The organism is Microcoleus sp. PH2017_08_TRC_O_A, assembly GCF_020738665.1.
Classification (GTDB): domain Bacteria; phylum Cyanobacteriota; class Cyanobacteriia; order Cyanobacteriales; family Microcoleaceae; genus Microcoleus.
On record NZ_JAEQCE010000021.1, the window covers coordinates 72,059 to 98,382 of the forward strand.

Below are 26,324 nucleotides of genomic sequence, written 5' to 3' on the forward strand. Positions count from 1 at the left end.
CTACTGGGGCGGGAGGGAAATGTGGAGAATTTCGTCGTTGGCGCAGCCCTCGGAGACGATCGCCGAAAATCCCGCCCTAGTGTAAACTCGAAATTCCTGCTCGTGTAGCGTCATCAAAAAAGCCACCGTAACACCCGCGTCAAAAGCCTCTCGCAACAACCGCGCCGTCAAAGCCCCTGCAATACCCCGCCGCCGAAAAGAAGGGCGCACACCAATTCCCGCGATTTCCGTCGTCTGGTTTTGCGGTGGCGTGCAGATTCCAGCGCCCGCAGGTTCGCCCGTTGCTGCGACGCGGGCGAGTACCGCAATCCCACCCGCCGCCAGAGTTTTCCGAAGACTGTCAACATCTTCAGGGCTGGGTGCAGCCTCTCCATAAGCCTCGTTTTGCGCCGCCACAGTACCCAAAAGTTCGTCATCGGAAACTGGCAGAATTAGCTCGATTTCCGGCGGAATCGGCAGCAATTTCTCCGATCCCGGAGTGCAAATCATCAGCGGTAAGCGTCCCTCAACGGTGAAACCAGCGGATATCAGGGCTTCTTCGACAGCGGGCGCGAGTTTCGTGACATACTCCAAACGTGGCTGTCGATCGCGGTCAGAGTACGCAGCAATTAGTGCGTTAACATCGGCGAGGGAGGGTGTGGCGCCATCTTCGGGAATCGCATAATTCAGATAAGGGTTGGTGCTGTGGGGGCTGAATGTAGCGAGGAAGGGGCCGATATGCTCGGTGTCGCGCTGCTGGCTGGCGGCAAAACGCAGGTATGCTTGAATGCGAGATTCCATAGATTTCTGGTAAAAATAGTTAGGACGGGCAGGATGCCCATCCCACAAAAACTTTTTTTCTTCTTGTGGAACGGGCATCTTGCCCGTCCAAAAATAAGACGGGCAGGATGCCCATCCCACAATCCAAAAATAAGACGGGCAGGATGCCCATCCCACAAAAACTTTTTTTCTTCTTGTGGAACGGGCATCTTGCCCGTCCGAAAATAAGACGGGCAGGATGCCCATCCCACAAAAACTTTTTTTTCTTGTGGAATGGGCATCTTGCCCGTCCGAAAATAAGACGGGCAGGATGCCCATCCCACAAAAACTTTTTTTTCTTGTGGAATGGGCATCTTGCCCGTCCGAAAATTTGATGAGAAGGAATTTTACAATTTTGTACGATACAATTGCTATCCTGAAAACCGATGCTTTTAAGCCGATTCTGGTTTTGGCAACGAAGACGGAAGCACCAACAATTCGGCAGTCGATCGCTTCTCAACCATTTCCTTAGTAATCGTACACCGTGTCACATCCTTGCGCGACGGCAACTCGTACATCACATCTAACATTAATTCTTCGACAATTCCCCGCAGTGCCCGCGCTCCTGTTTTGCGGCGGTATGCCTCTTGCGCGATCGCCCGAATCGCATCCGTCTTAAACTCCAACTGTACATTATCCATTTTTAGCAGCTTTTGATACTGCTTCACCAAAGCATTGCGGGGCTCCGTCAAAATCGCCATCAGCGTTTCCTCATCCAGCGGCTCTAACACCGCCGCCACCGGCACCCGCCCGATAAACTCTGGAATCATCCCATATTTTACCAAATCGTCCGGTTCCAGTTGCTTGAGCACATCAGCGGCCCGCTTTTCCTTCGGCTGAGCTTCTCCCGGCTGAATAAAACCCATTGACTTTTTACCCGTTCTCTGCTCGATCACTTTTTCCAAACCGACAAAAGCGCCACCGCAAATAAACATAATATTGCTGGTATCAATTTGGATGCAATCTTGATACGGGTGCTTGCGGCCGCCTTGGGGTGGTACATTGGCGATCGTCCCCTCCAGCATTTTCAGCAAAGCCTGCTGCACTCCTTCCCCAGAGACATCCCGAGTAATCGAAGGATTTTCGCTCTTGCGGGCAATTTTGTCAATTTCATCAATATAAATAATTCCGCGCTGCGCCTCTTCCACGTCCATATCTGCCACTTGCAGCAGCCGCAGCAAAATATTTTCCACATCTTCTCCGACATAGCCGGCTTCCGTCAGCGTCGTCGCGTCAGCCACCGCAAACGGCACGTCCAGCATATCCGCCAAAGTCTGAGCCAGGAGAGTTTTGCCGCAGCCCGTCGGCCCGATTAACAAAATATTCGATTTTTGTAGTTCTACTTCTTCCGGCGGGTGCTTGCCGCTATTTTTGGCATGGATAAAGCTGAGGCGCTTGTAGTGGTTGTAAACTGCCACCGAGAGGACTTTTTTCGCCTCCTCTTGACCGATCGCATTTTCGTCGAGATAATTTTTAATTTCCCTCGGCTTGGGAATTTGGCTCATCGAGATACTTTTGCCCGAGGTAGCGCGGCGTTTTTGCGTTGTTTCCTGCTTCGGAACTGCTGCTGCGGGCACAGCACTCGAATCAAACAACTCCTCATCTAAAATTTCATTGCACAAATCAACGCATTCATCGCAGATATAAACCCCGGGGCCTGCGATTAACTTTCGCACTTGCTCTTGAGACTTGCCGCAAAACGAACATTTTAGATGGGAGTCGTACTTAGACATAACAGCCTCTTAATTCAGTGCAGTGACGTTTTCTCCCGCAGCCGGAAGGTTTTCTTTTGCGATAACTCGATCGACCAATCCGTAATCTTTGGCTTCATCGGCTGACATAAAAAAGTCGCGTTCTGTATCTGCCTCTAATTTGTCGATCGGTTGACCCGTGTGGTGCGCTAACAATTGATTCAGCTTACGCTTATGATAAAGGATTTCTTTGGCTTGAATCTCAATATCTACTGCTTGACCTTGAGCGCCTCCGAGCGGCTGGTGGATCATAATCCGGGAACTCGGAAGAGACATCCGCTTTCCGTGGGCTCCCGCTGTCAGCAGAAATGCGCCCATACTTGCAGCCAAACCGTAACAAATCGTCACCACATCCGGGCGAATTTGCTGCATGGTATCATAAATTGCCATACCCGCCGTTACCGAGCCGCCGGGGGAATTGATGTACATTTGGACATCTTTTTCTGGGTCTTCGGCATCTAGATACAATAGCTGAGCTACGATCGAGTCAGCCACTTCGTCGGTTACGGGAGTTCCTAAAAACACAATGCGCTCCCGCAGCAAGCGCGAGTAAATGTCAAATGCCCGCTCGCCCATCCCCGACTGTTCTAGTACCATCGGCACTACATTGCTGGGGCTGGAGCTGACATCAAAATCGTTATAGCTTGTAATTAGGTAATTGGAAGATTGAGATACCACCATAAGACACCAGTCAAGGATTCTAGACAATTTGCTGCTGATGAAAGCTTGAAATTAAGCCGCCAGCTTTTAACTATTATGCCTCTTCTGAACTCAGATGGGGGGAATGGAGAGTTTTGAGCGATCGAGATTGATGGCTGCGATCGGCGTAACGCTGGTAGAGTGAATGAGTTAAAAGAGTTACTCACCAATCGTGGCTGTTTTTAGTATGCGCCAACCGAAACCCGGTTTCTGTTGCAAAAACTTGGTTTGACTGCGTGACCCTAAGAAACCGGGTTTCTAGCCCCCGCGCGCCATGTTATAGCAAGCATCAGGTGCGAGGCATTCGTATCAATTTAAGCTTAAGAGTTGATAAATATTCGTTTGCCCCCTAGGCTAAATCCCCCTTAAGAAGGGGGAATTTGAGTACCTCCGGATCTGGACCACACCATCCAACAACAATCTATAACTGCGTTTGACGTGCTTTTTAGCACAAATCTACGCGTTGTGCACCCTACGCTGGTAGTTTCTAGAAGCAAAACTAGAAGGTTTTACTCTTGGCCTACCACTTCCACGTCGATCGCGCTCGTGACTGCTTCAGCAGACTCTTCGGCGTCTGATTCTTCTGCTTCTTCCTCTGCTGCTGGAGTCAAAGAGCCTTCAGGTAGGAGTTCAATTGTCCCTTTTTCTTCCAACCATTTCAGGGTTTTTTGTTTTAGCAAGTCTTCTGCTACAAATTCCCGCAACTTTTCAGGGTCAAAATTCCCTTTGGGAAACTGCTTTCTGACTTTTGCTACTTCTGCTACTACTTCTGCTGGTTCAACAGATAAGGATTCCAGCTTGGCTACTTCTGCCAGAGCTAGAGTTTGTTTGAGCCTTTCTACTGCTTCCGGACGAGAGCGTTCCCGCATCGGCCCGATATTTTCTTCGGTAAACAGTTGGTTGATATCTATGCCATAATTTTTCAACTGCATGGCTTGTTGGTTGAGCAAATAATCGATTTCGCGATCGACCATTGTTGCGGGAATTTCCACATCTATGAGCTGAACCAGTGCTGCTGATATGGCTTTTTCCTTATTAACTGATAACTTGTTTTCTTGCTCTGTTTTAAACCGAGTTTCGAGGGATTCGCGCAGTTCTGCTAAAGTTTCAAACTCGCTAACTTCTTGGGCAAAGTCGTCGTCCAACTCCGGCAATTCCTTTTCCTTCAGTTCTTTCAGAGTAATCGTAAATACTGCTGGTTTTCCCGCCAATTCTTCACTGCTATATTCATCAGGGAACTGGACAGAAACTTCTCTAGTTTCTCCGGGGTTCATCCCGATCATGCCTTGGATAAAGCCCGGTACAAACTGATTTTCCGACAATTCTACTTGAAAGTCTTCGGCATCGCCGCCGGGAATTTCTGCGGGAGTTTCACCTTCGGCTGCTTCGGCAAATCTACCTGCGAAATCAACCAAAGCCATGTCTCCCAATTGAGCTGGCCGGCCTTCTACGGGGATTAAAGTCGCTTTGTCCGATCGATATTTTGCCAGTACCTCATCTACCTGAGCCTCATCATACTTAACTTCTTCTGCTTGAAGCTGCAAGCCGGTGTACTGACCCATTTTTACTTCGGGTTCTACATCAACCTTAGCCGAAAAAGTCAGAGGCTGTTCTGGATCGAACTTTCCTAGCAATTCTTCAAACTCAGTGCGGAGTTCAAAACTGCCAATTGCCGGAATTTTTTCTTGTTCGAGAGCTTTTTGCAGTGAATCATTAATCAAATTTTCCAAAGCTGTAGCTTTCAAGCGAGTCTGGCCCAGGCGCTGTAGCAAAACTTGGCGGGGAACTTTGCCTTTGCGGAACCCAGGAATATTGACCTCGCGAGCGAATTGTTTAATTACCTGCTCGTAAGCTTGTTTTGATTTTTCTGATGGCACTTCGATTTCCAAACCAATTTGACTGGCTGGAAGTTTTTCCTGGGTTACTTTCATCGGCTTTTGTGATATTTAACAATTTTGATAAAATACATACAAATCTGACTTTGCTTGCATTTTAAGTTTGTACGCTTTGACTTGTAGCGACATAACTACCAACACCTCTACCGGATGAGACTGTAAGTCGTTTCCGGCTACTTTTTTCGCTCTTGCCAAATAGTTTTGGTTTGAGGATACTAGGTTTTGCTGCTAGGAATGTGGAGGTTAAGTCCAGTGACGCTCCTACACCAATTGCAAGCGTTATGGTGTAGGCATCTGAGTCCTGTTAAGGATATCCAGATCTTCCTTCAAGGTACTCCAATTGTTTCCCTCTACGGCATTTTATAGTGAGGAACACGTCCCGCCCCACTCTTGGTTTCAAAAATGAAATTCCAAGCACCTTCGTGCCTTGAAAATTTTACTCGCAGGAGGCCGCCACAATTAAATGTGTCACTTCCCTACGAAACCCCCTATCTTCAGTTGTCAAGGTTCAGTATATTGGTAGCATTTTCGGCTGCCCAATAACTACAATCGTAGCATTCAAACCCTTACTGGGGAAAGTTTTGGTTCTATTTGCTCGTCTCCTGATTCACCCGCCCACTCCCAAGACCTGCGCTTGTTGGCAGGCGGGTGGAATCGTCATCTCGCTCGCCTTTCATCCCACAGTAAGTGGAGTATTACTATACTGTGGGGATTTCCGTCTGTCGAGCTAATAGCCGATGCACCATAGCATATATCGCCCTCGGATGTCAATCCGACCGGCATGAGCGGGCGATCGGATTGAATGGATGCGTTTGCTCAAATGCAGGTATCCCAAAACCAACTTGATGTGGATTGGGCGCGAGCAGATGGCAAAAGATGCTAAACTAAGATTGAGTACGATCGACCACCTCGGTTACTTGCACCCTTGCCATCTGCTCGCGCCCTGATGTCGCATAAAATTAATTTAGTTCGATCAGCTACTGTGCATTGAAATTGTATATTTCCTAAACCGATCAAAAATCCTCTCTCTCCCCCCCTCTCCCCCTCTCCCCCTCTCCCCCTCTCCCCCTCTCCAGATGCACAAAAGCTTATTCAGTATTGCAGTTATTTAAATTTTAGATTTCGATCGTTTAGACTCTAATTTGTGGAGGAAACTAATTTGTCTCAATCCTATCGAGTTGCCATTTTAGGAGCCACCGGCGCAGTCGGTGCCGAGTTACTAGAACTCCTGCACAGCCGGAGTTTTCCCATTTCAGACTTGAAGCTGCTGGCTTCGGAACGTTCAGCAGGCACAACTTTGCCCTTTGGCGGCGAGATGCTGCCGGTCGAAGCTGTATCGGAGCGATCGTTCGATAATGTAGATCTAGTGCTCGCCTCCGCCGGCGGTTCTATCTCTAAACTGTGGGCTCCGAAAGCAGTGGCAGCCGGGGCCGTGGTAATCGACAATTCCAGCGCTTTCCGTATGGATGCGACGGTACCTCTAGTTGTTCCCGAAGTCAATCCCCAAGCTGCGGCAACTCACCGAGGTATCATTGCTAATCCCAACTGCACCACGATTTTGATGGCAGTTGCCGTTTGGCCGCTGCACAAAGTTAAACCAGTCAAGCGCATAGTTGTAGCGACTTACCAGTCTGCCAGCGGCGCGGGCGCCAGGGCAATGGAGGAAATGAAAGATCAAGCCAGAGCAATTTTGGCAGGGGAAATTCCCAAAACCGATATTTTTCCCTACCCCTTGGCTTTTAACTTGTTTCCGCACAATACACCAATTAACGATTTAGGGTATTGTGAGGAAGAGATGAAAATGGTCAACGAAACTCGGAAGATTTTTGGTACTGACGAGATTAGAATTAGTGCGACTTGCGTCCGGGTTCCCGTACTCCGCGCCCATTCGGAGGCGATTAATCTGGAGTTTGCAGAGCCTTTTAGCCCGATCGACGCTAAGGAAATCTTAAAGGAGGCGATCGGCGTTAAGCTGGTAGAAGACTGGCAAGCTAATTATTTCCCGATGCCCGTCGAGGCCAGCGGTAAGGATGAAGTGCTAGTCGGCAGGATTCGCCAAGATATTTCTCACCCCTGCGGGTTGGAGATGTGGCTGAGCGGCGATCAAATTCGCAAAGGGGCTGCTTTAAATGCGGTGCAAATAGCTGAGTTGCTAGCAGACAAAGGTTTGCTGCAAATCCAACAAGCAGCGGCTATTTCTACTTAGGGCGAGTGGGCCCAAAAAATAGATGCAAGTCCCCTACGTCAGGAGTGGAGATCTCAAAATTTTAGAGCCTAGTTGAAGAACCCAGATTCATCTGTGGAGTCAATTTAACATCTAAAATTTAACATCTAAAATCGACTGAATCTGACAATAGGGCAATTGAAATGAAGATTTTAGATAAATCTTGCATCTGAAATCAAAAATTTAAAATCAAAAATCAACAGTCTAAAATCGGAGAAAGTGTGGTAAAGTTTGGACGGGTTCTGACTGCAATGATTACGCCGTTTAAGGAAGACGGCAGCGTTAACTATGCGGTAGCAGAACAATTGGCAATTCATTTAGCCGATCGCGGTACGGATAGCTTGGTAATGTGCGGAACTACGGGCGAATCTCCCACTATGAGCTGGGATGAAGAGTACCAATTATTTCAGGTGGTACAAAAGGCAGTAGCCGGTAAAGCTTTGGTAATCGCAGGAGCCGGGTCGAATTCGACCTCAGAAGCCATCGAAGCTACGCAAAAAGCAGCTAAACTCGGGTTAGACGGCTGTTTGCAGGTAGTTCCTTATTACAACAAGCCGCCGCAAGAAGGTTTGTACAATCATTTTCGGGCGATCGCGCAATCTGCTCCAGAATTGCCTATAATGTTATATAACATCCCCGGTCGCACTGGCCAGAATATGTTGCCCGAGACAGTAGCTCGATTGGCAGAAATCCCCAACATTGTGGCAGTCAAAGAAGCAAGTGGCAACCTAGATCAAGCAAGTCAAATTCGGTGCTTGACATCACCGGAATTTGCGATCTATTCTGGAGATGATTCCCTAACTTTGCCAATGTTGGCGGTAGGAGGATCTGGTGTAGTTAGCGTAGCCAGCCATCTGGTAGGAGAGCAACTGCAACAGATGATTAAAGCTTTCGAGGCCGGTCAAGTTCAAGTCGCTACCCAGATTCACTTGCAACTTTTTGACCTGTTTAAAGCTCTTTTTCTCACCACAAATCCCATTCCTGTTAAGGCAGCTCTTAAACTTCAAGGCTGGGATGTGGGTTCCACCCGTCCGCCCCTGTGCGCTCCGCCCGTTGAGGTAACTCAAAAGTTAAAGGACGTACTGAGTCAGCTAGCCGCAGTATCTGCTAGCTAGATAGGCGAGAACGAGTTTTCAGACAACTGAATATTAGTTGCGATCGGTCAGTAGTGCGAGCCTCGGAACTCGCGAACGTCATCAGTCATTAGTCATTAACTGTTAGTAAGTAACTGACTGTCAAGGATTAAAGACTGGGAATAAAAGACTCAAGACTGAAGACAACTGACTGTACGGGTTCGCAAAACCCGCAGGGGAGTTTTCCATCATAAATATGTGGAAAAAAATCGCCCTACTAACCAACAGCCGAAAAAAGACGACAGACAAAAGACAACAGACAACAGACTCATAACAAAAATAACTAACAAAGGATACGCATGATCAAAAATACAACTGCATCAGCTCTAAAAGTTATTCCCCTCGGCGGGCTGCACGAAATCGGTAAAAACACTTGTGTGTTCGAGTACGGCGACGAAATAATTCTTTTAGATGCAGGTTTAGCTTTCCCCACAGATGGAATGCACGGTGTAAATATTGTCCTCCCAGACATGACTTACCTGCGGGAAAACAACCACAAAATTAAAGGTATGATCGTGACTCACGGTCACGAAGATCACATCGGTGGCATCCCCTATCACCTCAAACAATTTGAAATTCCAGTCATCTACGGCCCGCGCTTGGCGATGGCTTTGCTCGCCGGAAAATTGGAAGAAGCCGGAGTGTCTCACCGCACTGAATTGCGGACTGTTCGCCCCCGGGATACGGTCAGAATTGGTAAGCATTTCTTAGTTGAATACATTCGCAACACTCACTCGATGGCCGACAGTTTCACTGTGGCAATTCACACTCCCGTCGGAATTATTATTCACACTGGAGACTTTAAAATTGACCACACTCCTGTAGACGGCGAGCATTTTGATTTGCAAAAGCTGGCGGAGTACGGCGAAAGAGGCGTGCTGTGCTTGATCAGCGATTCTACTAACTCGGAAGTTCCTGGTTTTACCGCTTCAGAACGTTCTGTAGCTCCGAATTTAGACAGAATTATCGCTCAAGCAACGGGACGAGTGATGCTGACGACTTTTGCTTCTTCGGTACACCGATTGCAAATTGTTTTGGAATTGGCTAAGAAAAACAATCGGTATGTCGGAGTGGTTGGCCGCTCGATGCTGAACGTCATCGCTCACTGCCGCAATCTCGGCTACATCAAATGCGAAGATAGTATTTTCAAACCGTTGAAAGAAATCCGCAATTTGCCAGATGACAAGGTTTTGATTTTAACTACAGGTTCCCAAGGCGAACCGATGGCGGCGATGACTCGCATTGCTAACGGCGAACATCATGAAGTGAAAATCAGAAAGGGCGATACAGTCATTTTCTCGGCTAATCCGATTCCTGGAAATACGATCGCAGTGGTAAATACGATCGATAAACTGATGATGCTGGGAGCAAACGTGGTTTACGGCCGCGACAAAGGAATTCACGTTTCCGGCCACGGTTGTCAAGAAGACCAAAAGTTAATGATTAACATGACTCGTCCCAAGTTCTTCTTACCCGTGCACGGAGAACACCGGATGCTGGTTCAGCACTCCAAGACGGCTCAAAGCATGGGCATTCCCGCGAGCAATATGGTGATTATTGACAACGGCGATGTGGTTGAGTTGACCGAAAATTCGATGCGACTCGGTACTAAAGTGCCTTCAGGAATTGAATTGGTAGACTCTTCGCGATCGGGCGTAGTCAAAGCAAACGTCCTCAAGGAACGTCAGCAGTTAGCCGGAGATGGCGCTGTAACGGTAGCGGCAGCTTTGAACTGGGAAGGCAAGTTAGTCGCTAAGCCAGAAGTCCACTTAAAAGGTGTAGTGACATCCGCCGATCGCGCGGAAACGATCGGACTAATCAATCAAACCATTGAAACAGTTTTGAGCGATCGCTGGTCGGAATTTGTCCTACCTGCTACTGCTGAATCGCCAGTTAATGTTGACTGGGTAGGAGTTCAAACCCAAATCGAAAAAGCAATTGGGCGAGTGCTGCGCCGGCAACTGCAAAGCAATCCGATGCTGGTATTCCTGATGCAAATTCCTGAAGAAGCAGTGCGATCGGAATTTGTGCAAAGAGCTCAGCTTTCGATTGAAGCACCTAAGCTAGCATCATCATCATCACCATCATCATCATCATCACCATCATTGCCATCCCCAGTACCAGTCCCGGCTAACGCAGTAACAGGTCGTCGTCGTCCTCGGACTGCTGCAAAAGTAGCTTCCGTTGTCTCCTAGTATTAGTAATCCCTGGCTTTGCGCCAGGGATTTGTTTTTCAACGGCAGATAATATCAAATCCGGTAGCATTGGAATTATAAGAGTGCGATCGTCTTAGCGATCGATCTATGTCGCTTTTCGATCCGCTCGCACTCTCACCAAAAGAATGGGTCTGAAGCCCCGTCCTTATAGGACGGCTTTAATTCTCTTTAATTTTATCGATTAGATCAATAATATATGGTATGGTCGAGTAAATCAAACAGCAAAAAATAATGAAAGCAAGGTATCAGTACAGAATCTATCCAACCGACCAACAACGACAGAGCTTGGCTCAATTGTTTGGCTGTGTTCGAGCTAGCCTGGAACGATGCTCTTGCACTTTGCAAGCAATCAGAAAGAAGATTTAAATCAGCAGAACTCCAGAAAATAGTAATTACTCAAGCCAAGCAATCCGAAGAAAGAGCCTGGCTAAGGGAAGTATCGGTAGTTCCTTTGCAGCAATCCGTAGCCGATTTGGAGACAGCTTTTAAGAACTTTTTCGATTCCTGCAAAGGAAAGAGAAAAGGACGTAAAGTTGGGTATCCCAAGTTCAAAAAGAGGACTAACAATTAATCTGCTAGATTTACTCTTCGCGGTTTCTCCAGGTCGGAGGACGGTGGTGTCTATTTAGCCAAGATTGGGATTGTCAAGCCGATTTGGTCGCAAAAGTTACCATCTGAGCCTAGCTCTGTCACGGTAATCAAGGATTGTACAAACCGCTATTTCCTGAGTTTTGTCGTAGAAGTTCAGCCAATTCAGTCTGAGGCTAAGAATCCAAGTATCGGGATTGATTTAGGGATTAAAACCTTTGCGGTGATGAGTAATGGCGAGAAAGCCGAAAGTCCTAGCTATAAAAAGTTAGACCAGAAAGTTCGCAAACTGCAACGCAAATTAGCCCGCCAACCAAAAGATTCTAGGAGAAGAAATGTAACTCGCATCAGAATTGCCAAGTTGCACAATCAAATTGCCGATACCCGTAAAGATTTCCTGCACAAATTGTCAACCAAAATAGTTAACGAAAACCAAGTGATTGTTTTGGAGGATTTGAACGTGTCGGGCATGGTCAAAAACCGGAAGCTTTCCAGGGCAATTAGTCGGCAAGGATGGAGAGAATTCCGAACACTTTGCGAGCGTCAGTCGGAGAAGTTTGGTAGGGAGTTCAAAGTAATTAGTAGATGGGAACCTACCAGTCAAGTGTGTGCAGACTGTGGGTTTAAATGGGGCAAGATTGATTTATCTATTCGTTCGGTTCTTTGTTTAAGTTGTGGCACCGAGCAAGATAGAGATGAGAATGCTGCTAAGAATATAGAACAAGTCGGGATGGGGAATCGCCACGACTTTAAACGGACGCGCTCGGGACTGTAAGACTACTTCGGTAGCTTTTCCCCGATGAAGCGTCAAGAATCACCGTTCCTTCAGGTCGGTGAGTATTTCAATCATCCAAATATATTATTCGGATGCCACCGGGAACGATCTAAATCCTATCGACCCTAAAAAGAAGGATTAGCTATTAAATTGGATCGATTTTTCATGGTATTTATTAAACAATGGGAGTGGTGGTAAAAGTTTTATTTTTACCACCACTCCCATTATTTAATTTTACTTAATTAAATGCTGAAACTTAAGCATTTATAGCAACCGCTTTCCTCAGTTATACCGTTTCAGTGTGAATGTTTTATAAAGCATCGAAAGTTAATTTTACCGAGCAACTAGGGCATCGGTTCAGTAAAAGAAATTGACACAAGTGGCATAGTATGTATGTTGATGTAGACCTTGGCAGGGCGATCGCATGAGGAAAAAAAAATGGTTGGCGATCGCGTCGCGATCTACTGTCGCCCTCATGCGATCGCCCCTACATAACACATATTTCGTTCTTTTTGTCAAAATATTCTACTGTACCGACGCCCTAGGGTAGACTATAAATAAGGTGTGACACCAATAAACTTTATGAAACGTAGAACATTTAATACACTACCTTTTTTTGCACTTGGACTCGGCTTCACAAGCTGCAATCCATTCCCATTTCATTCTGATTCCCCTCCTAGAGAGCGCGGTATTGAGTTGACTGGTGAAAATGATTCAAATTCCTTTGCTGCTCAAAATCAGCTTAACTGGATGGGGCACTGGTTAAGGGAAGATAAACGCGAGGTTTTGGTACGAGAAGTGGCACAAGAGTTCTCATTTTTACATCAGAATATCGCTCTCAAACTTAAATTTTGGCAACAACTGAATTTGGCGCATAAACCGGGGACAGCCAAAGCGATCGCATCTGCAATTCGATCGGGAAAGTTAGATTGGGATATTGTTTGGTTGGATGAAGATATTTACACCCTAGTTTCAGAAGAGTTAGGCAATCCTAAATGGGGAGAACAACATCTCGTCAACTTTGAAGAAGTTGCAGGATTTACAGAAACACAAAAACCTTTTATTATTCAAGATCCGAGCTATCGCAATCAAACCGGGGGATTTTTAGTCGGCCCTTATATAGAGGGATATTATCATGCGCTGTTTTATAATAAAAATGTTGCCGCTCAAATAGGCATTAATATCAAATATGAAGGAATGACTTTTGATGACCTCCTCGGTTATGCTGAAGCTGTAAATCTCTACAATCGCCAAACTAAAAATAACATCGCCACATTTTATGAGAGCAAAGATTGGATGACACTAGAGATTCTGTTTCAAAATTTAGTCAAATCAGAAATTTTAGATTTTAAGGAAGCCAAATCGGAAGTCGGTTCATCTGAAAAGAATGCTGCCCTCTTCAAAACATTACAAGCATTAGAAACGCTAGGTAAGTTTAATCCATTGATTCCATCGCATCGAGAAAATAATTGGGCAAATACCCGACATCTCATGTTGGACGATCGCGCTCTCTTTTATGTCAATGGCACTTGGATGTACAGCCACTGGCACGGAATGGATGCTCAAAAAATGTCTAAGATTGTCCCTGTAGAACTGCCTTCTTTTCAAAAAACTAACCATTATTTAGGAGGTTATATCCCAACTTGGGGAGTCTTAAAAAACTCTAAAAATCGCGATAGCGCTATTAAATTGCTGATGAATTGGTGTACACCAAAAGTTGCAGAAAAATGGGTTCGCTATACCAGAAATCCGACGGGAATTAGGGGAAATCTCGCTGTTGCTGAATCTGGGATAGATAGTTTCGGAGAGTTTCAAAGTGATATCACTGCCCGGTATGGTGCCAATGTGCATTATTCTAACTACACGGGTTATCTATTTGGAGCCAAAAATCGCAATTTATCGAAGGTGCTTCATCAACAAATCAGAAATCTTCTAGCGGGTGAGATTACTGCTAAAAATTCCTACCAACAAATTTTATCGAAAATTCAATAAATCATGAAAAAGTTTTGGCAAAGCTTAGCATTTAAGATTGGGACAGCAGTCATTGGTGTTGAGATCGTTGCACTCACTTTAATGGGTTCTTACTATGTCAATCGATTTTCTAATGAGATTGATAAAACACTCACAACACAAATCCAATTGCCAGCAAAACTAATTGCTCAAGGGTTGCTAAATTATGAAGCAGTCAGAGATCGCGCTGTGATGGAAAACCTTGTGGGAGAAAAGTTATTAGATACATTAGCAATTGGAACTAACGGCAAAGTCTATTATTCGATGAATTCAGAGGATGTAGGCAAATCGGTTAAAGCGATCGCAGGCTTCAAGATTGAGGAAAACTTCGAGCAAACCTTTAAGGTGAAGCAAGTCATCGCAGTTTCCGATGGATTAATCCACATTGCACCGCTGCGTCTAGAAGATGGAAAATTGATTGGTTTTTTGTATATCAAAGCTGGAATCGAGCGAATTCAAAACCGCAAGAAAGACATTATTATTATATTTTTACTGGGGTCATCTGCTTGTATTGCTGCAACATCTGCTGCAATTTTATTGCTGTTTAATTCTACAATATTTAGCAGAATTAAAGAAATTTTACAGATTCTCAAACAAGTTGAATCCGGCAGTCTAGATGTGCGCTGCGATCGCAAAATTCAATCCGATGAAATAGGAGAGCTGCAATTGGGTGTGAACTCTACAATTGAGCGATTATCCGATTTGCTAAGTAACTTAGAACAGCGAGTTCGCGATCGCACTGAACAATTAGCAGGGGCTTTAAAGGAAAATAAAATTTTACTTGAAGAATCCCAACAGCGCGCGATCGAACTCAAACAAGCTAAAGAAGCTGCCGACAATGCCAATCAAGCCAAAAGCGAATTTCTCGCTAATATGAGTCACGAACTGAGAACTCCACTCAACGGCATTCTTGGTTATGCCCAAATCCTTCAACGTTCCAAGCACTTGGAGAAAAAACATAAAAAAGGATTGGGGATTATTTATCAATGCGGATATCACCTTTTAACTTTAATTAACGATATTTTAGACCTCTCTAAAATTGAAGCTCGCAAACTAGAACTCATTCCCACAGATTTCCATTTTCCCTCTTTTTTAGAAGCAGTTACCGAAATTTGTCGCGTCCGTGCCGAAGAAAAAGGAATTGACTTTATATACGTACCCGAATCTAACCTACCTGTCGGTATTCATGCTGATGAAAAGCGGCTGCGACAAGTCTTAATTAATTTGCTGGGAAACGCCATCAAATTTACAGAACAAGGTGGCGTGACTTTCGCGATTCAAGCACAGGCGATCGCATCAGATCCATCAACCTATCGCTGGCGCTTCCAAGTTAGCGATACAGGAGTTGGGATGACTCCAGAGCAATTAGACACAATTTTTCTACCCTTTGAACAAGTGGGAAATACGAAAAAACAAGCAGAAGGCACTGGCTTGGGACTGGCAATTAGTTGGAAAATTGTGGAGTTAATGGGCAGTCAAATTAAGGCACAAAGCCAACTGGGTAAAGGAAGTATTTTCTCTTTCGATATAGAAGTTCCAGAATCGCAAAGTTGGGCAACAATTTCTCGCACCTCTCAACAAGGTACGATCGCAGGATATCGAGGCACAAAACAGCGCATTTTAGCGGTGGATGATAAGTGGGAAAATCGTGCAGTATTAGTTAATCTTCTTGAACCAATTGGATTTGAAGTTATCGAAGCAAGCAATGGAAAAGAAGCGCTAGAAAAAGCCGTTACACAGCCACCCGATGCAGTGATTACAGACTTAATGATGCCTGTAATGCACGGCTTTGAATTGCTGCAACACCTGCGCCAATCGCCAACATTGAAACAAGTCGTTGCGATCGCCTCCTCAGCCAGTGTCTTTGAAGCCGATCAATTTCAAAGTTTGGATGCGGGTGCAGACGACTTTTTGCCCAAACCCATTGACGCAGAATTGTTGCTGGCTTTGCTACAAAAATATCTGAAGTTGGAATGGGTGTATGAAAATGTGGCGACACCAGAACCGACACCTCCTGTATCCGACATCCGAGAGTCGCAGCTACCCCCAGCCAACCTTCTAGCGCAACTGAACGATTTAGTCAAATGGGGGGATTTAGACGAACTTGCCGAAGTTGCCGCATATGTACAACAAACTCATCCCGAATGCGCTGCTTTCGCTCAACACTTGATTCAACTGGCACAAAATTGTCAGGTGAATGAGCTAAGACAAGTATTAGGAAAAGCTGTTAATGCGTAAATATTTGAGATTAGACTATTGACTGATTTTATGATGCAGATATAGCAATCATTGCAGGAGTCGTAAAAGTTTTACCCCTCCCAACCCTCCCCTTACTAAGGGGAGAAAGTAAGAAATTCACAAATGATTTAGGATTGCTATGGTCAGAATACTGAACAAGAAAACAAGAAGTTGCTCTTTCGTCCTCCGACTATCAGGGGGATGCGAGGGGGATCTCCGGGGAATTAACAGTGTTAACTGAACCGTATTGATTCATAAATCAGCTTTTTTAGTGTCAAATTTTCTCAAAAAAAATCAATCGATTTTAACCACAAATAAACGCAGATAGATTTAACAACTATCTGCGTTCATCTGTGTTTATCTGCTTAAATCTGCGGTCAAAAATCAACCACCAGCAACGGCTGGGACAATACTCACTTCATCACCATCTTTAAGAGCAGTTTCCGTACCTTCCAAAAACCGGATGTCTTCGCTGTTGACGTAGAAGTTGAGAAATCTTCGAGGCGATCCTTGTTCGTCGCACAGGCTTTTTTTGATGCCGGGACAATTTGTTTCTAACGCTTCAATCAGTTCGGAAATGTTTGCACCACCGCATTCTATTGTGGCTTGATTGTTAGTGAATTTTTGCAGTGGTGTGGGAATTAAAACTTTAACGGTCATGGTTAGTTGTTAATTGTGAGTTGTCAGTTGTGAGTTGTCAGTTGTTAATTGTTAGTTGTTGATTCCAATAACCAATAACCAACAACCAATAACTATTAAACAGAAGCTTGCTGCCATTCCAAACGTTCGAGTGTCCGGGCGCGTTCGAGGGCGCGCTCGAAGGCTTCCAGTTTTGGTTCGAGGGTGATGGGTTCGCCGATGTAACCTTGGACGGCTTCTTGGGTTTTCAAGCCGTTGCCGGTGATGTAGGCGACGGTGGTTTCTTCGGGGTCGATTTTACCTGCTTCTACGAGTTTTTTCAAGACTGCGATCGTCGTGCCGCCTGCGGTTTCGGTGAAGATGCCTTCGGTTTCTGCTAGCAGTTTCATGCCTTCGATGATTTCGGTGTCGCTGACGGATTCGATGTTTCCGCCTGTTTTGCGGGCGATGTCGAGGGCGTACATTCCGTCTGCTGGATTGCCGATCGCGATCGATTTAGCAATTGTATTCGGTTTGACTGGTGTTACGAAGTCGCGACCTTCGCGGTATGCTTGGGCGATCGGGGAACAGCCGTCAGCTTGAGCGCCGCTGAACCGGACTTTCTTGCCTTCAACCAAGCCGACTTCGGTGAATTCGTTGAAGCCTTTATAGATTTTGGTGAACAAAGAACCGGAAGCGAGGGGAGCAACTACGTGATCGGGCAATTTCCAACCTAGTTGTTCGATAACTTCGTAGCCGAGGGTTTTCGAGCCTTCGGAATAGTAGGGGCGCAAGTTGATGTTGACAAATCCCCAGCCGTGTGTATTGGCTACTTCGCAGCAGAGGCGGTTAACTTGGTCGTAGTTGCCGTGAACTGCCATCACAGTCGGATTGTAAATTAAGGTGCCTAGGACTTTGCCTGCTTCTAAGTCGGAGGGGATGAAGACTACGCAATCTAGTCCGGCGTGGGCGGCGATCGCAGCCGTGGAGTTAGCTAAGTTGCCAGTGCTGGCACAAGATACTGTTGTGAAACCCAATTCTCTCGCTCGGCTGAGGGCGACTGACACCACTCTGTCCTTAAAGCTCAGAGTGGGCATATTGACGGCATCATTTTTAATGTAAAGATTTTTGAGACCGAGGCGGCGCGCTAAGCGGTGGGATTTTACTAAAGGAGTCATCCCCGTGCCGACATCGATGACGTTTTCTGTAGCGACTGGTAAAAATTCGCGGTAGCGCCAGATTGAGTTGGGGCCTGCTTGGATGGTTTGGCGAGTGACGCGGCGGCGGATGGCGTCGTAGTCGTACTTGACTTCTAGCGGGCCAAAACAGCAATCGCAGACGTGCTTGGCTTGGAGTTCGTACTCTTCGCCGCATTCTTTACATTTGAGGGCTGTGAAGGTTGCTGCTGTGGATTGGGTTCTGGTCGCCTGGGTCATAGCTCAACTCTCTAGTTTTGCGATGTTTTCTTAAGTCTTAGGAAAGATTAGCACGCTCGATCTACCCCGTCAACTATACCCGATTTTTTTAGTCGGGATTAATTTTTGGCAGTTTCTTGCCCGAAATTGGAGGTTGACTGATAGTCCTCAATCTCTTTCTCAGAAAGGGTTTTAAGCTCTGCTGGGGAATGCTGGCCCAGAGGAAAATTATCTCAATTAACCGAACTCAAGAACAATTTTGCTGCAAAACTAATTTCAAAACTTTATAAAGTTTTTTGTGCTGGGTAAGTCCTAGACGCAACTCTCATATTTAAAGCAAAGGTACGTTGTTGCGATGCAAGCGCTCTTTCATAGATATAAAGAAAGAGCGCTGAAGCGCAACTACGTACCTTGAGGAAATCCAAAATTGTATTATCCACCGCTGACGGGGGGGATGAGTACAACTTCGTCGCCGTCTTGGAGGATGGTGTCGGGGGAGACGAATTCTAGGTTGACGCCGAAGCGGGTACGATCGCGCCACTGTTCTAATTGAGGGTATTGGCCGATCGAGCTTTCGAGCACTTCAGATACCGGGGTTTCGGGAGGAAGTTCTAGTGTAAGTTCCGAAACGCCGTAGGCTTCACTGAAGGCGGCGAATAGTTTAACGGTGATGGTAATCGAAGAGTTAGACACGGCTGTTTTGTGCGATCGACAGTTTGGCAATAATCAACTACACCATACAATTAATTGAGAATTACGCGCACCCAGGCTTAGAATTGAAAGCGGCAATCTTTAGTTAATTTTTAGCAGAGCTGGTAAAAATGACCGTTGATTGCAGCATAAAATCCGAACAGTCTTGTATGCCCATCGCTCTTACCAACCAGGCGTTAGAAGCAGTTGGCATCCACTTAAATGCAGCTAGCGAAGATTGAGTTAGCTGGTGTTGAGCCGAGGGCAAGACTACTTTTTGAGGAGGCGGTATCGATACTTCCCCGTAATTGTGGGAGAGTAGCAAAATATCGAACTAACTTTAGCGAGTAACAAAGCAGACTATGCTCTGCTAACTGGCTGATTCCCGACGAAAAATCTGGTTGTCCAGTCCAGCTTATAATTTCCAAAGCTTTGCTCCGCTTAGGAAGCGTGCCCTTCGATCTCAGAATAATAGTCAAGTTAACGCGAACCTGATATTTATGGCAAGTAACGATTTTAAAGTGCTTCAAATTATTGAAGCTAAAGGCTGGTATGCCTTTGGGAGTACGAAGCAAAGCCAGCACGTTGAGAGGTGGGTAAGGCCTGTGGTGTGTTGGGTTTTAATAGAAGATAAAAAAAAGCGGCGGATTGTGACTGCTACCGCTAGCTATCAGATCCAGATTGATGACAAAGAAGTCGAGTTTTTTGCCCATGAAAGCGAAATTCAAGATATCGAGAGCCTCCCCAAGTCTGTCTCGGTATCGGAATTTCTCAAAACAGAAGATTGAGATCGGGTGCACAAGGAGATTGTTTAACAAGTTATTAATCATTCCTTAGTAATTCCTTAAACTTGCTGCCGGATGCTTTTTCAATTGGAGGCAAAATCACTCTAATTGAGGAGAGGAGGAGAATTTATACTTTTGCCTTGCCTTCGGTATCTCTAGCCAAAGGTCTTCGGTACCCCAAAAAATAAAGAGGCCGGAAGATTGCTGGCATTGCCAACACGCTTCCGACCTTTGCTGAATAACAGGGTATGCATATGTTTTTAAAGTATGGCAGGCAAGCCTTATAAATATCAAGAGGACTATTGCAATCACCCACAGTAATTCCTTAAACTTGCTGCCGGATCCTTTTTCAATTGGAGGCAAAACCACTCTAATTGAGGAGATGCCAGATGAGAAGATAGCGAGAATTTATATTTTTGAGTTGCCTTGTGCGTCTCTAGCCGAAGGTTTTCAGTACCCAAAAAATAAAGAGGCCGAAAGATTGCTGGCATTGCCAACACGCTTCCGACCTTTGCTGAATAACAGGGTATGCATATGTTTTTAAAGTATGGCAGGCAAGTCTTCTAGATATCAAGAGGACTATTGCAATCACCCACTTTTACTTTTTGGGTATGTTTGCAAGGCTTCTACTATTTTAGACTGGAATTTTGAAATTTGAGGGCGGTGATGGTTACAGGTTAAGGATTCTAGCTATTTTTGTGTAGCACTCGCTACATAAAAAAGGCGGGTCGATCGCCCGATCGGCCTAAATTGTTTGCATTCAAAGAGCAAAAGTGCGATGGCTGCGCCCCCGCTTGGGTGCTGCGAGTTCAAACCCCAGTAGCAACAGGTTCAGGCATCTGCTGCCGCATCCGTCGCCCCAGGAAGGCCATCCGCACACCGCCCGCCGGCCCTAAAGTCACCCCTCGGCGTTTGGCTTGTACGGGCTTTTTCTCGGCTAAGGTTAAGTCGAAATCGCGCAAAATGGTTGCGATCGCCAGTTTCATTTCCAACTGCGCCAGCGCTAAGCCGATACAACGGCGACTACCGCCCCCAAAGGGCAAATATTCGTAAGGCGAGAATTGCCTCTCCAAAAACCGTTCAGGCTTGAATTGCAGCGGTTCTGGATACAAATCTTCCCGGCGGTGCGTTAAATAAATTGAGCCGAAAACCACCGTACCCGGTTCGAGTTGATGCCCCATTAGTTCCACGGGTTCCCGCACTACTCGCGGAAATGTCAGCATTCCCACTGGGTAAATTCGCAGTGTCTCTTGACAAACTGCACTCAGGTAAGGCAAGCGGGAAATCTCCATTGGGTCGGGGTTTTCGCCCAAACTGTCCAATTCTTGCAGCAGTTTCTGGCGTACCGAGGGCAAACTGTGAATCCAGTAAAAGGCCCAAGCTAGCGCTGTTGCTGTGGTTTCGTGGCCAGCAAACAACAGCGTCATTAATTCGTCGCGCAATTCTTCATTCGTCATTGGTTCGCCGTTTTCGTCGCGGGCGGCCATCATTAAGCTGAGAATGTCGGTACGATCGGCATTTGGTTGCTGTTTGCGCTCTTCTATTTCGCCGTCCATCAGTTCGTGAATTTTTTGGCGCTGCTGTTTCATGCGTCCCCAAGGACTCCAAGGGCCCCAATCTTGCTGCAACCAGGGCAGAAATAGGATACTCGATCGCACCGGAGAGCCGGTCATATCGATAATTGAAGCCAGCAGCGGGGAAAGTTGCTGCAACCGCGGCCCTTCATTCAGTCCGAAGACTACTTGCAAAATTACCCGCATGGTGATTTCCTGCATGGCTGTGCGGGCGACAAAAGGTCGATCGACCTTCCACTTGCTAGCAACATCTTGGGTAATATCGCAAATTTGCTGGCCGTAGTTTCGCATCCGTTCCCCGTGAAAGGGTGGCATCAATAATTGACGTTGCCGTTTGTGCTTTTCTCCGGAGATTACAATCATCGATTGTTCCCCCAGGACTGGTTTGAGAATACCGTTGATATCGCCTGGAGCATCAAGCGCCTTGCTGTTGAGCATTTCCTGGATCGCTTGCGGGCTGTGGATCATCACGAAGGGTTCAAGGTTGCCCCATCGAGTCGTGAAAATCTCCCCGTACTTTTTGGCGTTGCCGTCCATGTATGTCAGCGGATCGCCAATCCATTGAATTAGCTGCAAGAAGCGGGGGGTTTTGGGGCCGTCAGGTAGGGTCATAAAAATTATGGCGCTGTTAGAGGACGCGGGTAACATCCATAGGAATCCCGCAGAAAGCGGGTTGTACGCTCTCCCATAATTTTAAGGGATTATTCTCGAACGGTACTCACAATGTCCTGTCCGAGCTCTGTAAAACGGACTGTTTTAATTTGCCAAGGAGCATAACTGGTTAGGGTTTGGCGCACGCCTCCGAACAAACCTAACATCTGACAGCTTGACAGATTTTGCAATTTCTGGCGCGAATTCCCTGAGGCCCGTAAATCTACGGTAGCGATGCCGAGGTCGCGATCGATTTTAAGCCGATAACCAACTAAACCCAGACTAGCGAAAATCTCCTGCTTTAATACTTCATTAACGGCCGATGACATTAACTGGTTATCTGGGCCTGTAACTGTTGCTGGCTTCAGACTTTGACAAAGATTGTCTACCTCATAAACCGTAACTGTAGCTGTGCTTTCTGGTACTTTGGTACTCGGTAAAACCGAGCTAACAGAGTTAGAGGGCTCCGGTGGGGCCGATCGACTATCAAGTTGATTGCCGGTTAGCTGTAGGTGCGGGAACTGACGGGTTCTTGCTGAGGGTTGGCTCTGGTTTTCGGCTGATTTAGCTGCTGCATCGTAGCTAGAACAACTGCTACCCCCGATCAAAATTAATCCAGTCGCTAAATACCCGAACTGTTTGCAGATAAGGTTCATAACTTTTTAATACTCAACTAAACGTCAGTGTAGGTCGGGCAGAATTTTGGTGGTAGCAAGCACTTAATCCCTAATTACACTCACTTAGAAGTATTTCCGCAGTATGAAGACGAAAATAAGTTCAGAGTTATTGTTTAATAGTCCGGACAGTTTTTAGATCGCAGCCTGAAACCCTTGATTTACCCGAAAGCGTATCGTGTGCCTCGTTAGCGTAGCCCTCGCAGAGGATCGCCATGAAACCCTGATTCTACGGTCGGCAATCAAAAATGTCCGAAATATTGCTTGCTAATACCTTTATTTTAGTGTTAGATTACACAAGAGGGGTATCTCCCCTCATTGGTGCAACCCTGCCGTCTTCGTATCTCCGCAGATCGACCTCGCGATTTAAATCACAAGTTAGATCAAATACCTTGTCAGTGGTGTGATGTACCCGATGCAAATTTAGCTATTCCAAGGTCTGAGGTAACAGCCTCTTTCCGGTTGGCGAAAGCTTGAGTTTGATAGTAGTAATGACGACAGAATTTAGAGTTGGCCACGTATTGTGGCATGGTTCAACAACCGCGCCGAAAGCACCGCGATAAGGAATGTACAAGTAGCGAACAACATACAGAAGATTTCAGCAAACTGAAGTACAAAAAAAACTGGTTTCCGTAAGGCTGCACCTGTGAGTGTCGGCCATGATTCCGAGTTTCTGATGTGCAGTCGATCGAGCTGAAATTTGCTGTGATTTGGATCTCTAATTAACTTGCGTATCAAGATTATTATCGCAGAATCAGGTGCTTTTTGTAACAAATTTACTAAAAATCGAGCGAAAACATGATCGAACAGCAATTAACAAAAGTTTTGGCGACAGCAGCGATCGCCCTGTGCGCTCTGACAGTGGCTTCTGCGCCAAGTTATGCCCGGCCGACAGTGGGGGAAAGCGGATTTTGGTGCAGCACCTCGACAGGTGCGCCGGTGACGCTGTACCAAAACCCTCAAGGTGCAGTAGAGCCTTGGATTGAGTGGACTTCTGATTATTTTTCCGGTTCGGGCTACGATCCGGCAACTCGGTGTCAATTGGTCAGCCAACGCCTCGAAAGCTATCGCCGCAACCGAATGCTGAGGTACATTACCGTTGGTCAGATGAACGGCCAAAATGTCATCTGCACGGCGAATCAAGTCAATGGTGTGTGCCAAAATTTGATTTATACCCTGCGGCCGGGCCAAGACCCGATCGGCTCTTTGTATAATTTGTTAGCTTGGCGTCAAGGACAGGTGGGGATGCCCTCTACGGAGGAAAGCAGCCAAATTCCTTACATTGATGTGAGAGAAAAGCTAGGGGAAAAACTAGGGGAAAATATGGGCGATCGGGCGCAACTGCCCCCTTTTTCTGGGCCCTCGGAACTGCGGTAAAGACTGGAAAATTGCCAATCTCATTGCCAATTCCCGGGGGTGACGTGGAAAACTTGGCGCGACAGGCGACGATACGCATCAAGACCTCGAAATCCTCGGGTTCTGGGGCGATCGTCCAGCGCCAGGGACAAACGTATACTGTGTTGACTAGCTGGCACGTTGTGGCTTTCGACAAGGGCGATCGCACAATTATCACGAGCGACGGCCAGATCCACCAACTGTTGGGAGTTCCGCAGCGACTGGGCGATACGGATCTGGCGATCGCTAAATTTCGCAGCGCGATCGAGTATAAAGTAGCGCCGATTGGCGCGCAGCAGCCAGCGGTGGGAGAGCCGCTGCTGGCGGCCGGATTCCCTGCGGAGACTGGGGCGTTGGCCGTAGCGCAGGGGTTCGTAGAACTGCTGCTGCCAAAATCTTTACCTGAAGGCTATAGCTTGGGCTATACAAATGAGGTTAAAATTGGCATGAGCGGCGGCCCGATTTTTAATGCCAAAGGTTTCTTGGTTGGGATTAACGGTCGAGGTAAGTATCGAGATCCCGGTTTTGGCGTCTATGCTTTTGAAGATGGAAGTGAACCGACGCCGGAATTATTGGAAAAGATGGTTAAATCTAGTTGGGGAATTCCTATCAGTACATATTTGCAGTTCGTCTCGTCTCATGTGGAGAGTTAGCGATGAATTCGTGGGGTTTGCGGTTTGATGCGCTGACAGTCATTTTGACCGGTGCAGTAACGGCGGCAGCAATTGTCGGCCCACAATATGCTGCTTGTGCTAAAACAGCCCAAGAAATTGCAGAGGTAGCGATGTTCACAACTGTAGAAGTGAACAATACGCTGGGTTTTGCGGCTGGTGGCTCAGGAGTAATTATTGCTAAACAGGGGAATATTTACACTGTTCTGACGGCGAATCACGTAGTGGCAAGTCTCGCCCAAGAATACAGCATTCGCACTCATTCGGAAAAAAGCTATACAGCAATCAGAATACAGCGACTCCCGAAAAACGATCGCGATATAGACTTAGCTTTGATCCAGTTTCAGAGCCGAGATCGGTATCCAGTAGCGCCGATCGGCGAATCGCAACGTGCTGTTGTCGGTTCTACTATTTACGTTGCTGGCTATCCGCTACCAGTCGCCTCTGGATCTGAAAGAAAACTCGAATTTACTGCTGGTATTATCTCTTCTCGCGTCGGTCGCGCATCATCCGGGTACGGATTGCGCTATCAAGCTGTGACAAGGCGTGGGATGAGTGGCGGGCCTGTATTTGATGCTGATGGCAGGGTTGTGGGAATTCACGGCCAGGGTGATACTGTTGGTACGGTGCAGAGCCAGTGGAACGGTCAGACTGAGGAAATTAAAACTGGGTTGAATGCCGCCATCCCGATCGATGCTTTTACGGCGTTGCGATCGCAAACCTTACCTAACGGGTTTGATATTCTCAGCAATATTGCCATCAACCGCAGCTCTCCCCAAACTCAACCGAATCTCCAGCGGGGGGGATTTGTGTGCGATACCTCAACAGGAGAACCAGTGACTGTATATCAAAATCCCCAAGGGTTTAGAGAGCCTTGGATTCGCTGGAATTCTAATTTCTTTTCTAGTGCTGGCTACGATCCTCTGACTCGCTGTCAACAAGTGACTCAACGCCTAGATAATTATAACCGCAACAAACAGCTTAATTATGTCACTGTCGGTCTGGTAAACAATCAAAAAGCGATTTGCACGAGCAGCCGGATTAACGGGCCCTGCGAAGGTTTGATCTACACGTTGCGCCGCGATCAAGATCCAGCTCCTGCACTTAGCACTTTCTTCGTTTGGTTGGCGAATCAAAAGGCTAGACCGTCTCTTTTTGAAAGCGGCGCTCCGATTTATATTAATCTTGGGGAACGACTAGATGTAGATATTGCCGAACCCTAAAGAAACAGTTTGTAGTGCGGACTTCAGTCCGCTTTATGCTGCGGACTGAAGTCCGCACTACAAACCTTACTTATTGGAGTCAATCGATCGGACGCGATAGAAAGGTTGCGCTCAGAGTAAAAAAAGCAGATAGCCTTTCGGCTTCGCTCAAGGTAAAAAGAAGGAAGACGGAAGAAGGAAGAGGGAATAAAATTAATGGTTTCAGCAATCAACAAAGTTGTCACCGTTTTGGGGATTGCTATAAAAATTTGAGATATTTGACAGATTTATGATTCGACATAGCAGAAGTGATGATTTTTTG

The 26,324-nt window shown here is 46.4% G+C and carries 22 protein-coding genes; 13 read left to right on the top strand and 9 right to left on the bottom strand.

Annotation, left to right across the window (positions count from 1 at the left end; all coding sequences use genetic code 11):
* The 4 genes from JGK22_RS09205 to tig all read right to left on the bottom strand — a co-directional run bounded on the left by JGK22_RS09205 (position 1) and on the right by tig (position 5,179).
* A complete protein-coding gene (locus tag JGK22_RS09205) occupies positions 1-1,005 on the bottom strand; it encodes a GNAT family N-acetyltransferase (protein WP_293312723.1) in 1,005 nt (334 codons plus the stop codon).
* Between the two features lie 185 nt (positions 1,006-1,190).
* The gene (clpX, locus tag JGK22_RS09210) at positions 1,191-2,531 is read right to left on the bottom strand and encodes an ATP-dependent protease ATP-binding subunit ClpX (RefSeq protein ID WP_293206438.1); all 1,341 of its coding nucleotides are present in this window, start codon (positions 2,529-2,531) and stop codon (positions 1,191-1,193) included.
* A 9-nt stretch (positions 2,532-2,540) separates the two neighbouring features.
* The gene (clpP, locus tag JGK22_RS09215) at positions 2,541-3,230 is read right to left on the bottom strand and encodes an ATP-dependent Clp endopeptidase proteolytic subunit ClpP (RefSeq protein WP_293181015.1); all 690 of its coding nucleotides are present in this window, start codon (positions 3,228-3,230) and stop codon (positions 2,541-2,543) included.
* A gap of 527 nt (positions 3,231-3,757) precedes the next feature.
* Positions 3,758-5,179, bottom strand: coding sequence for a trigger factor (gene tig, locus JGK22_RS09220; RefSeq protein WP_293312725.1), 1,422 nt, complete (start codon positions 5,177-5,179; stop codon positions 3,758-3,760).
* A 1,123-nt stretch (positions 5,180-6,302) separates the two neighbouring features.
* On the opposite strand from tig, the gene JGK22_RS09225 reads away from it, so the two are divergent.
* The 8 genes from JGK22_RS09225 to JGK22_RS09250 all read left to right on the top strand — a co-directional run bounded on the left by JGK22_RS09225 (position 6,303) and on the right by JGK22_RS09250 (position 16,327).
* Positions 6,303-7,349: an aspartate-semialdehyde dehydrogenase gene (locus JGK22_RS09225; protein WP_293181021.1), complete on the top strand. Its 1,047-nt coding sequence runs from the start codon at positions 6,303-6,305 to the stop codon at positions 7,347-7,349.
* 239 nt (positions 7,350-7,588) lie between these two features.
* The gene (gene dapA / locus JGK22_RS09230) at positions 7,589-8,482 is read left to right on the top strand and encodes a 4-hydroxy-tetrahydrodipicolinate synthase (protein ID WP_293181024.1); all 894 of its coding nucleotides are present in this window, start codon (positions 7,589-7,591) and stop codon (positions 8,480-8,482) included.
* A gap of 317 nt (positions 8,483-8,799) precedes the next feature.
* Positions 8,800-10,695, top strand: coding sequence for a ribonuclease J (locus JGK22_RS09235; protein WP_293181027.1), 1,896 nt, complete (start codon positions 8,800-8,802; stop codon positions 10,693-10,695).
* 252 nt (positions 10,696-10,947) lie between these two features.
* On the top strand, positions 10,948-11,082 hold the full coding sequence (locus JGK22_RS33225; protein WP_363319154.1) for a helix-turn-helix domain-containing protein: 135 nt from the start codon (positions 10,948-10,950) through the stop codon (positions 11,080-11,082).
* Entirely contained in the window at positions 11,021-11,287 is a 267-nt protein-coding gene (locus JGK22_RS33230) for a hypothetical protein (RefSeq protein ID WP_363319161.1), read from the top strand. Before JGK22_RS33225 ends, JGK22_RS33230 begins: the two co-directional genes overlap by 62 nt.
* An 81-nt stretch (positions 11,288-11,368) precedes the next feature.
* Positions 11,369-12,079 (top strand): transposase, encoded by a 711-nt coding sequence (locus JGK22_RS33235; protein ID WP_363319694.1) that lies wholly within the window; start codon positions 11,369-11,371, stop codon positions 12,077-12,079.
* Between the two features lie 582 nt (positions 12,080-12,661).
* A complete protein-coding gene (locus JGK22_RS09245; RefSeq protein ID WP_293206436.1) occupies positions 12,662-14,071 on the top strand; it encodes an extracellular solute-binding protein in 1,410 nt (469 codons plus the stop codon).
* A 3-nt stretch (positions 14,072-14,074) separates the two neighbouring features.
* Complete coding sequence (locus JGK22_RS09250; RefSeq protein WP_293181033.1) at positions 14,075-16,327, top strand: ATP-binding protein; 2,253 nt, start codon at positions 14,075-14,077, stop codon at positions 16,325-16,327.
* A 384-nt stretch (positions 16,328-16,711) separates the two neighbouring features.
* Here JGK22_RS09250 and JGK22_RS09255 read toward each other — a convergent pair whose 3' ends face one another.
* The 3 genes from JGK22_RS09255 to JGK22_RS09265 all read right to left on the bottom strand — a co-directional run bounded on the left by JGK22_RS09255 (position 16,712) and on the right by JGK22_RS09265 (position 19,053).
* Positions 16,712-16,987 carry a MoaD/ThiS family protein gene (locus tag JGK22_RS09255; protein WP_293181036.1) on the bottom strand — a complete coding sequence of 92 codons (276 nt, stop codon included), beginning with the start codon at positions 16,985-16,987 and terminating at the stop codon, positions 16,712-16,714.
* A gap of 95 nt (positions 16,988-17,082) precedes the next feature.
* The gene (thrC, locus tag JGK22_RS09260) at positions 17,083-18,381 is read right to left on the bottom strand and encodes a threonine synthase (RefSeq protein ID WP_293181039.1); all 1,299 of its coding nucleotides are present in this window, start codon (positions 18,379-18,381) and stop codon (positions 17,083-17,085) included.
* 411 nt (positions 18,382-18,792) lie between these two features.
* Entirely contained in the window at positions 18,793-19,053 is a 261-nt protein-coding gene (locus tag JGK22_RS09265; protein WP_293181042.1) for a MoaD/ThiS family protein, read from the bottom strand.
* 497 nt (positions 19,054-19,550) lie between these two features.
* Here JGK22_RS09265 and JGK22_RS09270 point away from each other — a divergent pair, with 497 nt between their 5' ends.
* Positions 19,551-19,838 carry a hypothetical protein gene (locus tag JGK22_RS09270; protein ID WP_193973219.1) on the top strand — a complete coding sequence of 96 codons (288 nt, stop codon included), beginning with the start codon at positions 19,551-19,553 and terminating at the stop codon, positions 19,836-19,838.
* 806 nt (positions 19,839-20,644) lie between these two features.
* Here JGK22_RS09270 and JGK22_RS09275 read toward each other — a convergent pair.
* Positions 20,645-22,021 (bottom strand): cytochrome P450, encoded by a 1,377-nt coding sequence (locus tag JGK22_RS09275; protein ID WP_293196836.1) that lies wholly within the window; start codon positions 22,019-22,021, stop codon positions 20,645-20,647.
* Between the two features lie 89 nt (positions 22,022-22,110).
* A complete protein-coding gene (locus JGK22_RS09280; RefSeq protein WP_293181050.1) occupies positions 22,111-22,716 on the bottom strand; it encodes a hypothetical protein in 606 nt (201 codons plus the stop codon).
* Between the two features lie 816 nt (positions 22,717-23,532).
* Between JGK22_RS09280 and JGK22_RS09285 the strand changes: the two genes are divergently transcribed.
* From JGK22_RS09285 to JGK22_RS09300, 4 genes are read left to right on the top strand one after another with little or no spacing between them, the layout of a single operon-like run.
* A complete protein-coding gene (locus JGK22_RS09285) occupies positions 23,533-24,111 on the top strand; it encodes a COP23 domain-containing protein (protein WP_293181053.1) in 579 nt (192 codons plus the stop codon).
* A gap of 23 nt (positions 24,112-24,134) precedes the next feature.
* Complete coding sequence (locus JGK22_RS09290) at positions 24,135-24,782, top strand: serine protease (RefSeq protein WP_293181056.1); 648 nt, start codon at positions 24,135-24,137, stop codon at positions 24,780-24,782.
* 2 nt (positions 24,783-24,784) lie between these two features.
* A complete protein-coding gene (locus JGK22_RS09295) occupies positions 24,785-26,023 on the top strand; it encodes a COP23 domain-containing protein (protein ID WP_293181059.1) in 1,239 nt (412 codons plus the stop codon).
* Positions 26,024-26,037: 14 nt separating this feature from the next.
* Entirely contained in the window at positions 26,038-26,295 is a 258-nt protein-coding gene (locus tag JGK22_RS09300; RefSeq protein WP_293181062.1) for a hypothetical protein, read from the top strand.
* The last annotated feature ends 29 nt before the right edge of the window (positions 26,296-26,324 follow it).

What these genes read in the sequence shown, in the direction of transcription:
- JGK22_RS09205 (WP_293312723.1), bottom strand. Translation starts at nt 1,005, where the DNA reads ATGGGCATCCTGCCCGTCTTATTTTCGGACGGGCAAGATGCCCGTTCC.
- clpX (WP_293206438.1), bottom strand. Translation starts at nt 2,531, where the DNA reads ATGTCTAAGTACGACTCCCATCTAAAATGTTCGTTTTGCGGCAAGTCT.
- clpP (WP_293181015.1), bottom strand. Translation starts at nt 3,230, where the DNA reads ATGGTGGTATCTCAATCTTCCAATTACCTAATTACAAGCTATAACGAT.
- tig (WP_293312725.1), bottom strand. Translation starts at nt 5,179, where the DNA reads ATGAAAGTAACCCAGGAAAAACTTCCAGCCAGTCAAATTGGTTTGGAA.
- JGK22_RS09235 (WP_293181027.1), top strand. Translation starts at nt 8,800, where the DNA reads ATGATCAAAAATACAACTGCATCAGCTCTAAAAGTTATTCCCCTCGGC.
- JGK22_RS33225 (WP_363319154.1), top strand. Translation starts at nt 10,948, where the DNA reads ATGAAAGCAAGGTATCAGTACAGAATCTATCCAACCGACCAACAACGA.
- JGK22_RS09245 (WP_293206436.1), top strand. Translation starts at nt 12,662, where the DNA reads ATGAAACGTAGAACATTTAATACACTACCTTTTTTTGCACTTGGACTC.
- JGK22_RS09250 (WP_293181033.1), top strand. Translation starts at nt 14,075, where the DNA reads ATGAAAAAGTTTTGGCAAAGCTTAGCATTTAAGATTGGGACAGCAGTC.
- JGK22_RS09255 (WP_293181036.1), bottom strand. Translation starts at nt 16,987, where the DNA reads ATGACCGTTAAAGTTTTAATTCCCACACCACTGCAAAAATTCACTAAC.
- thrC (WP_293181039.1), bottom strand. Translation starts at nt 18,381, where the DNA reads ATGACCCAGGCGACCAGAACCCAATCCACAGCAGCAACCTTCACAGCC.
- JGK22_RS09270 (WP_193973219.1), top strand. Translation starts at nt 19,551, where the DNA reads ATGGCAAGTAACGATTTTAAAGTGCTTCAAATTATTGAAGCTAAAGGC.
- JGK22_RS09275 (WP_293196836.1), bottom strand. Translation starts at nt 22,021, where the DNA reads ATGACCCTACCTGACGGCCCCAAAACCCCCCGCTTCTTGCAGCTAATT.
- JGK22_RS09280 (WP_293181050.1), bottom strand. Translation starts at nt 22,716, where the DNA reads ATGAACCTTATCTGCAAACAGTTCGGGTATTTAGCGACTGGATTAATT.
- JGK22_RS09285 (WP_293181053.1), top strand. Translation starts at nt 23,533, where the DNA reads ATGATCGAACAGCAATTAACAAAAGTTTTGGCGACAGCAGCGATCGCC.
- JGK22_RS09295 (WP_293181059.1), top strand. Translation starts at nt 24,785, where the DNA reads ATGAATTCGTGGGGTTTGCGGTTTGATGCGCTGACAGTCATTTTGACC.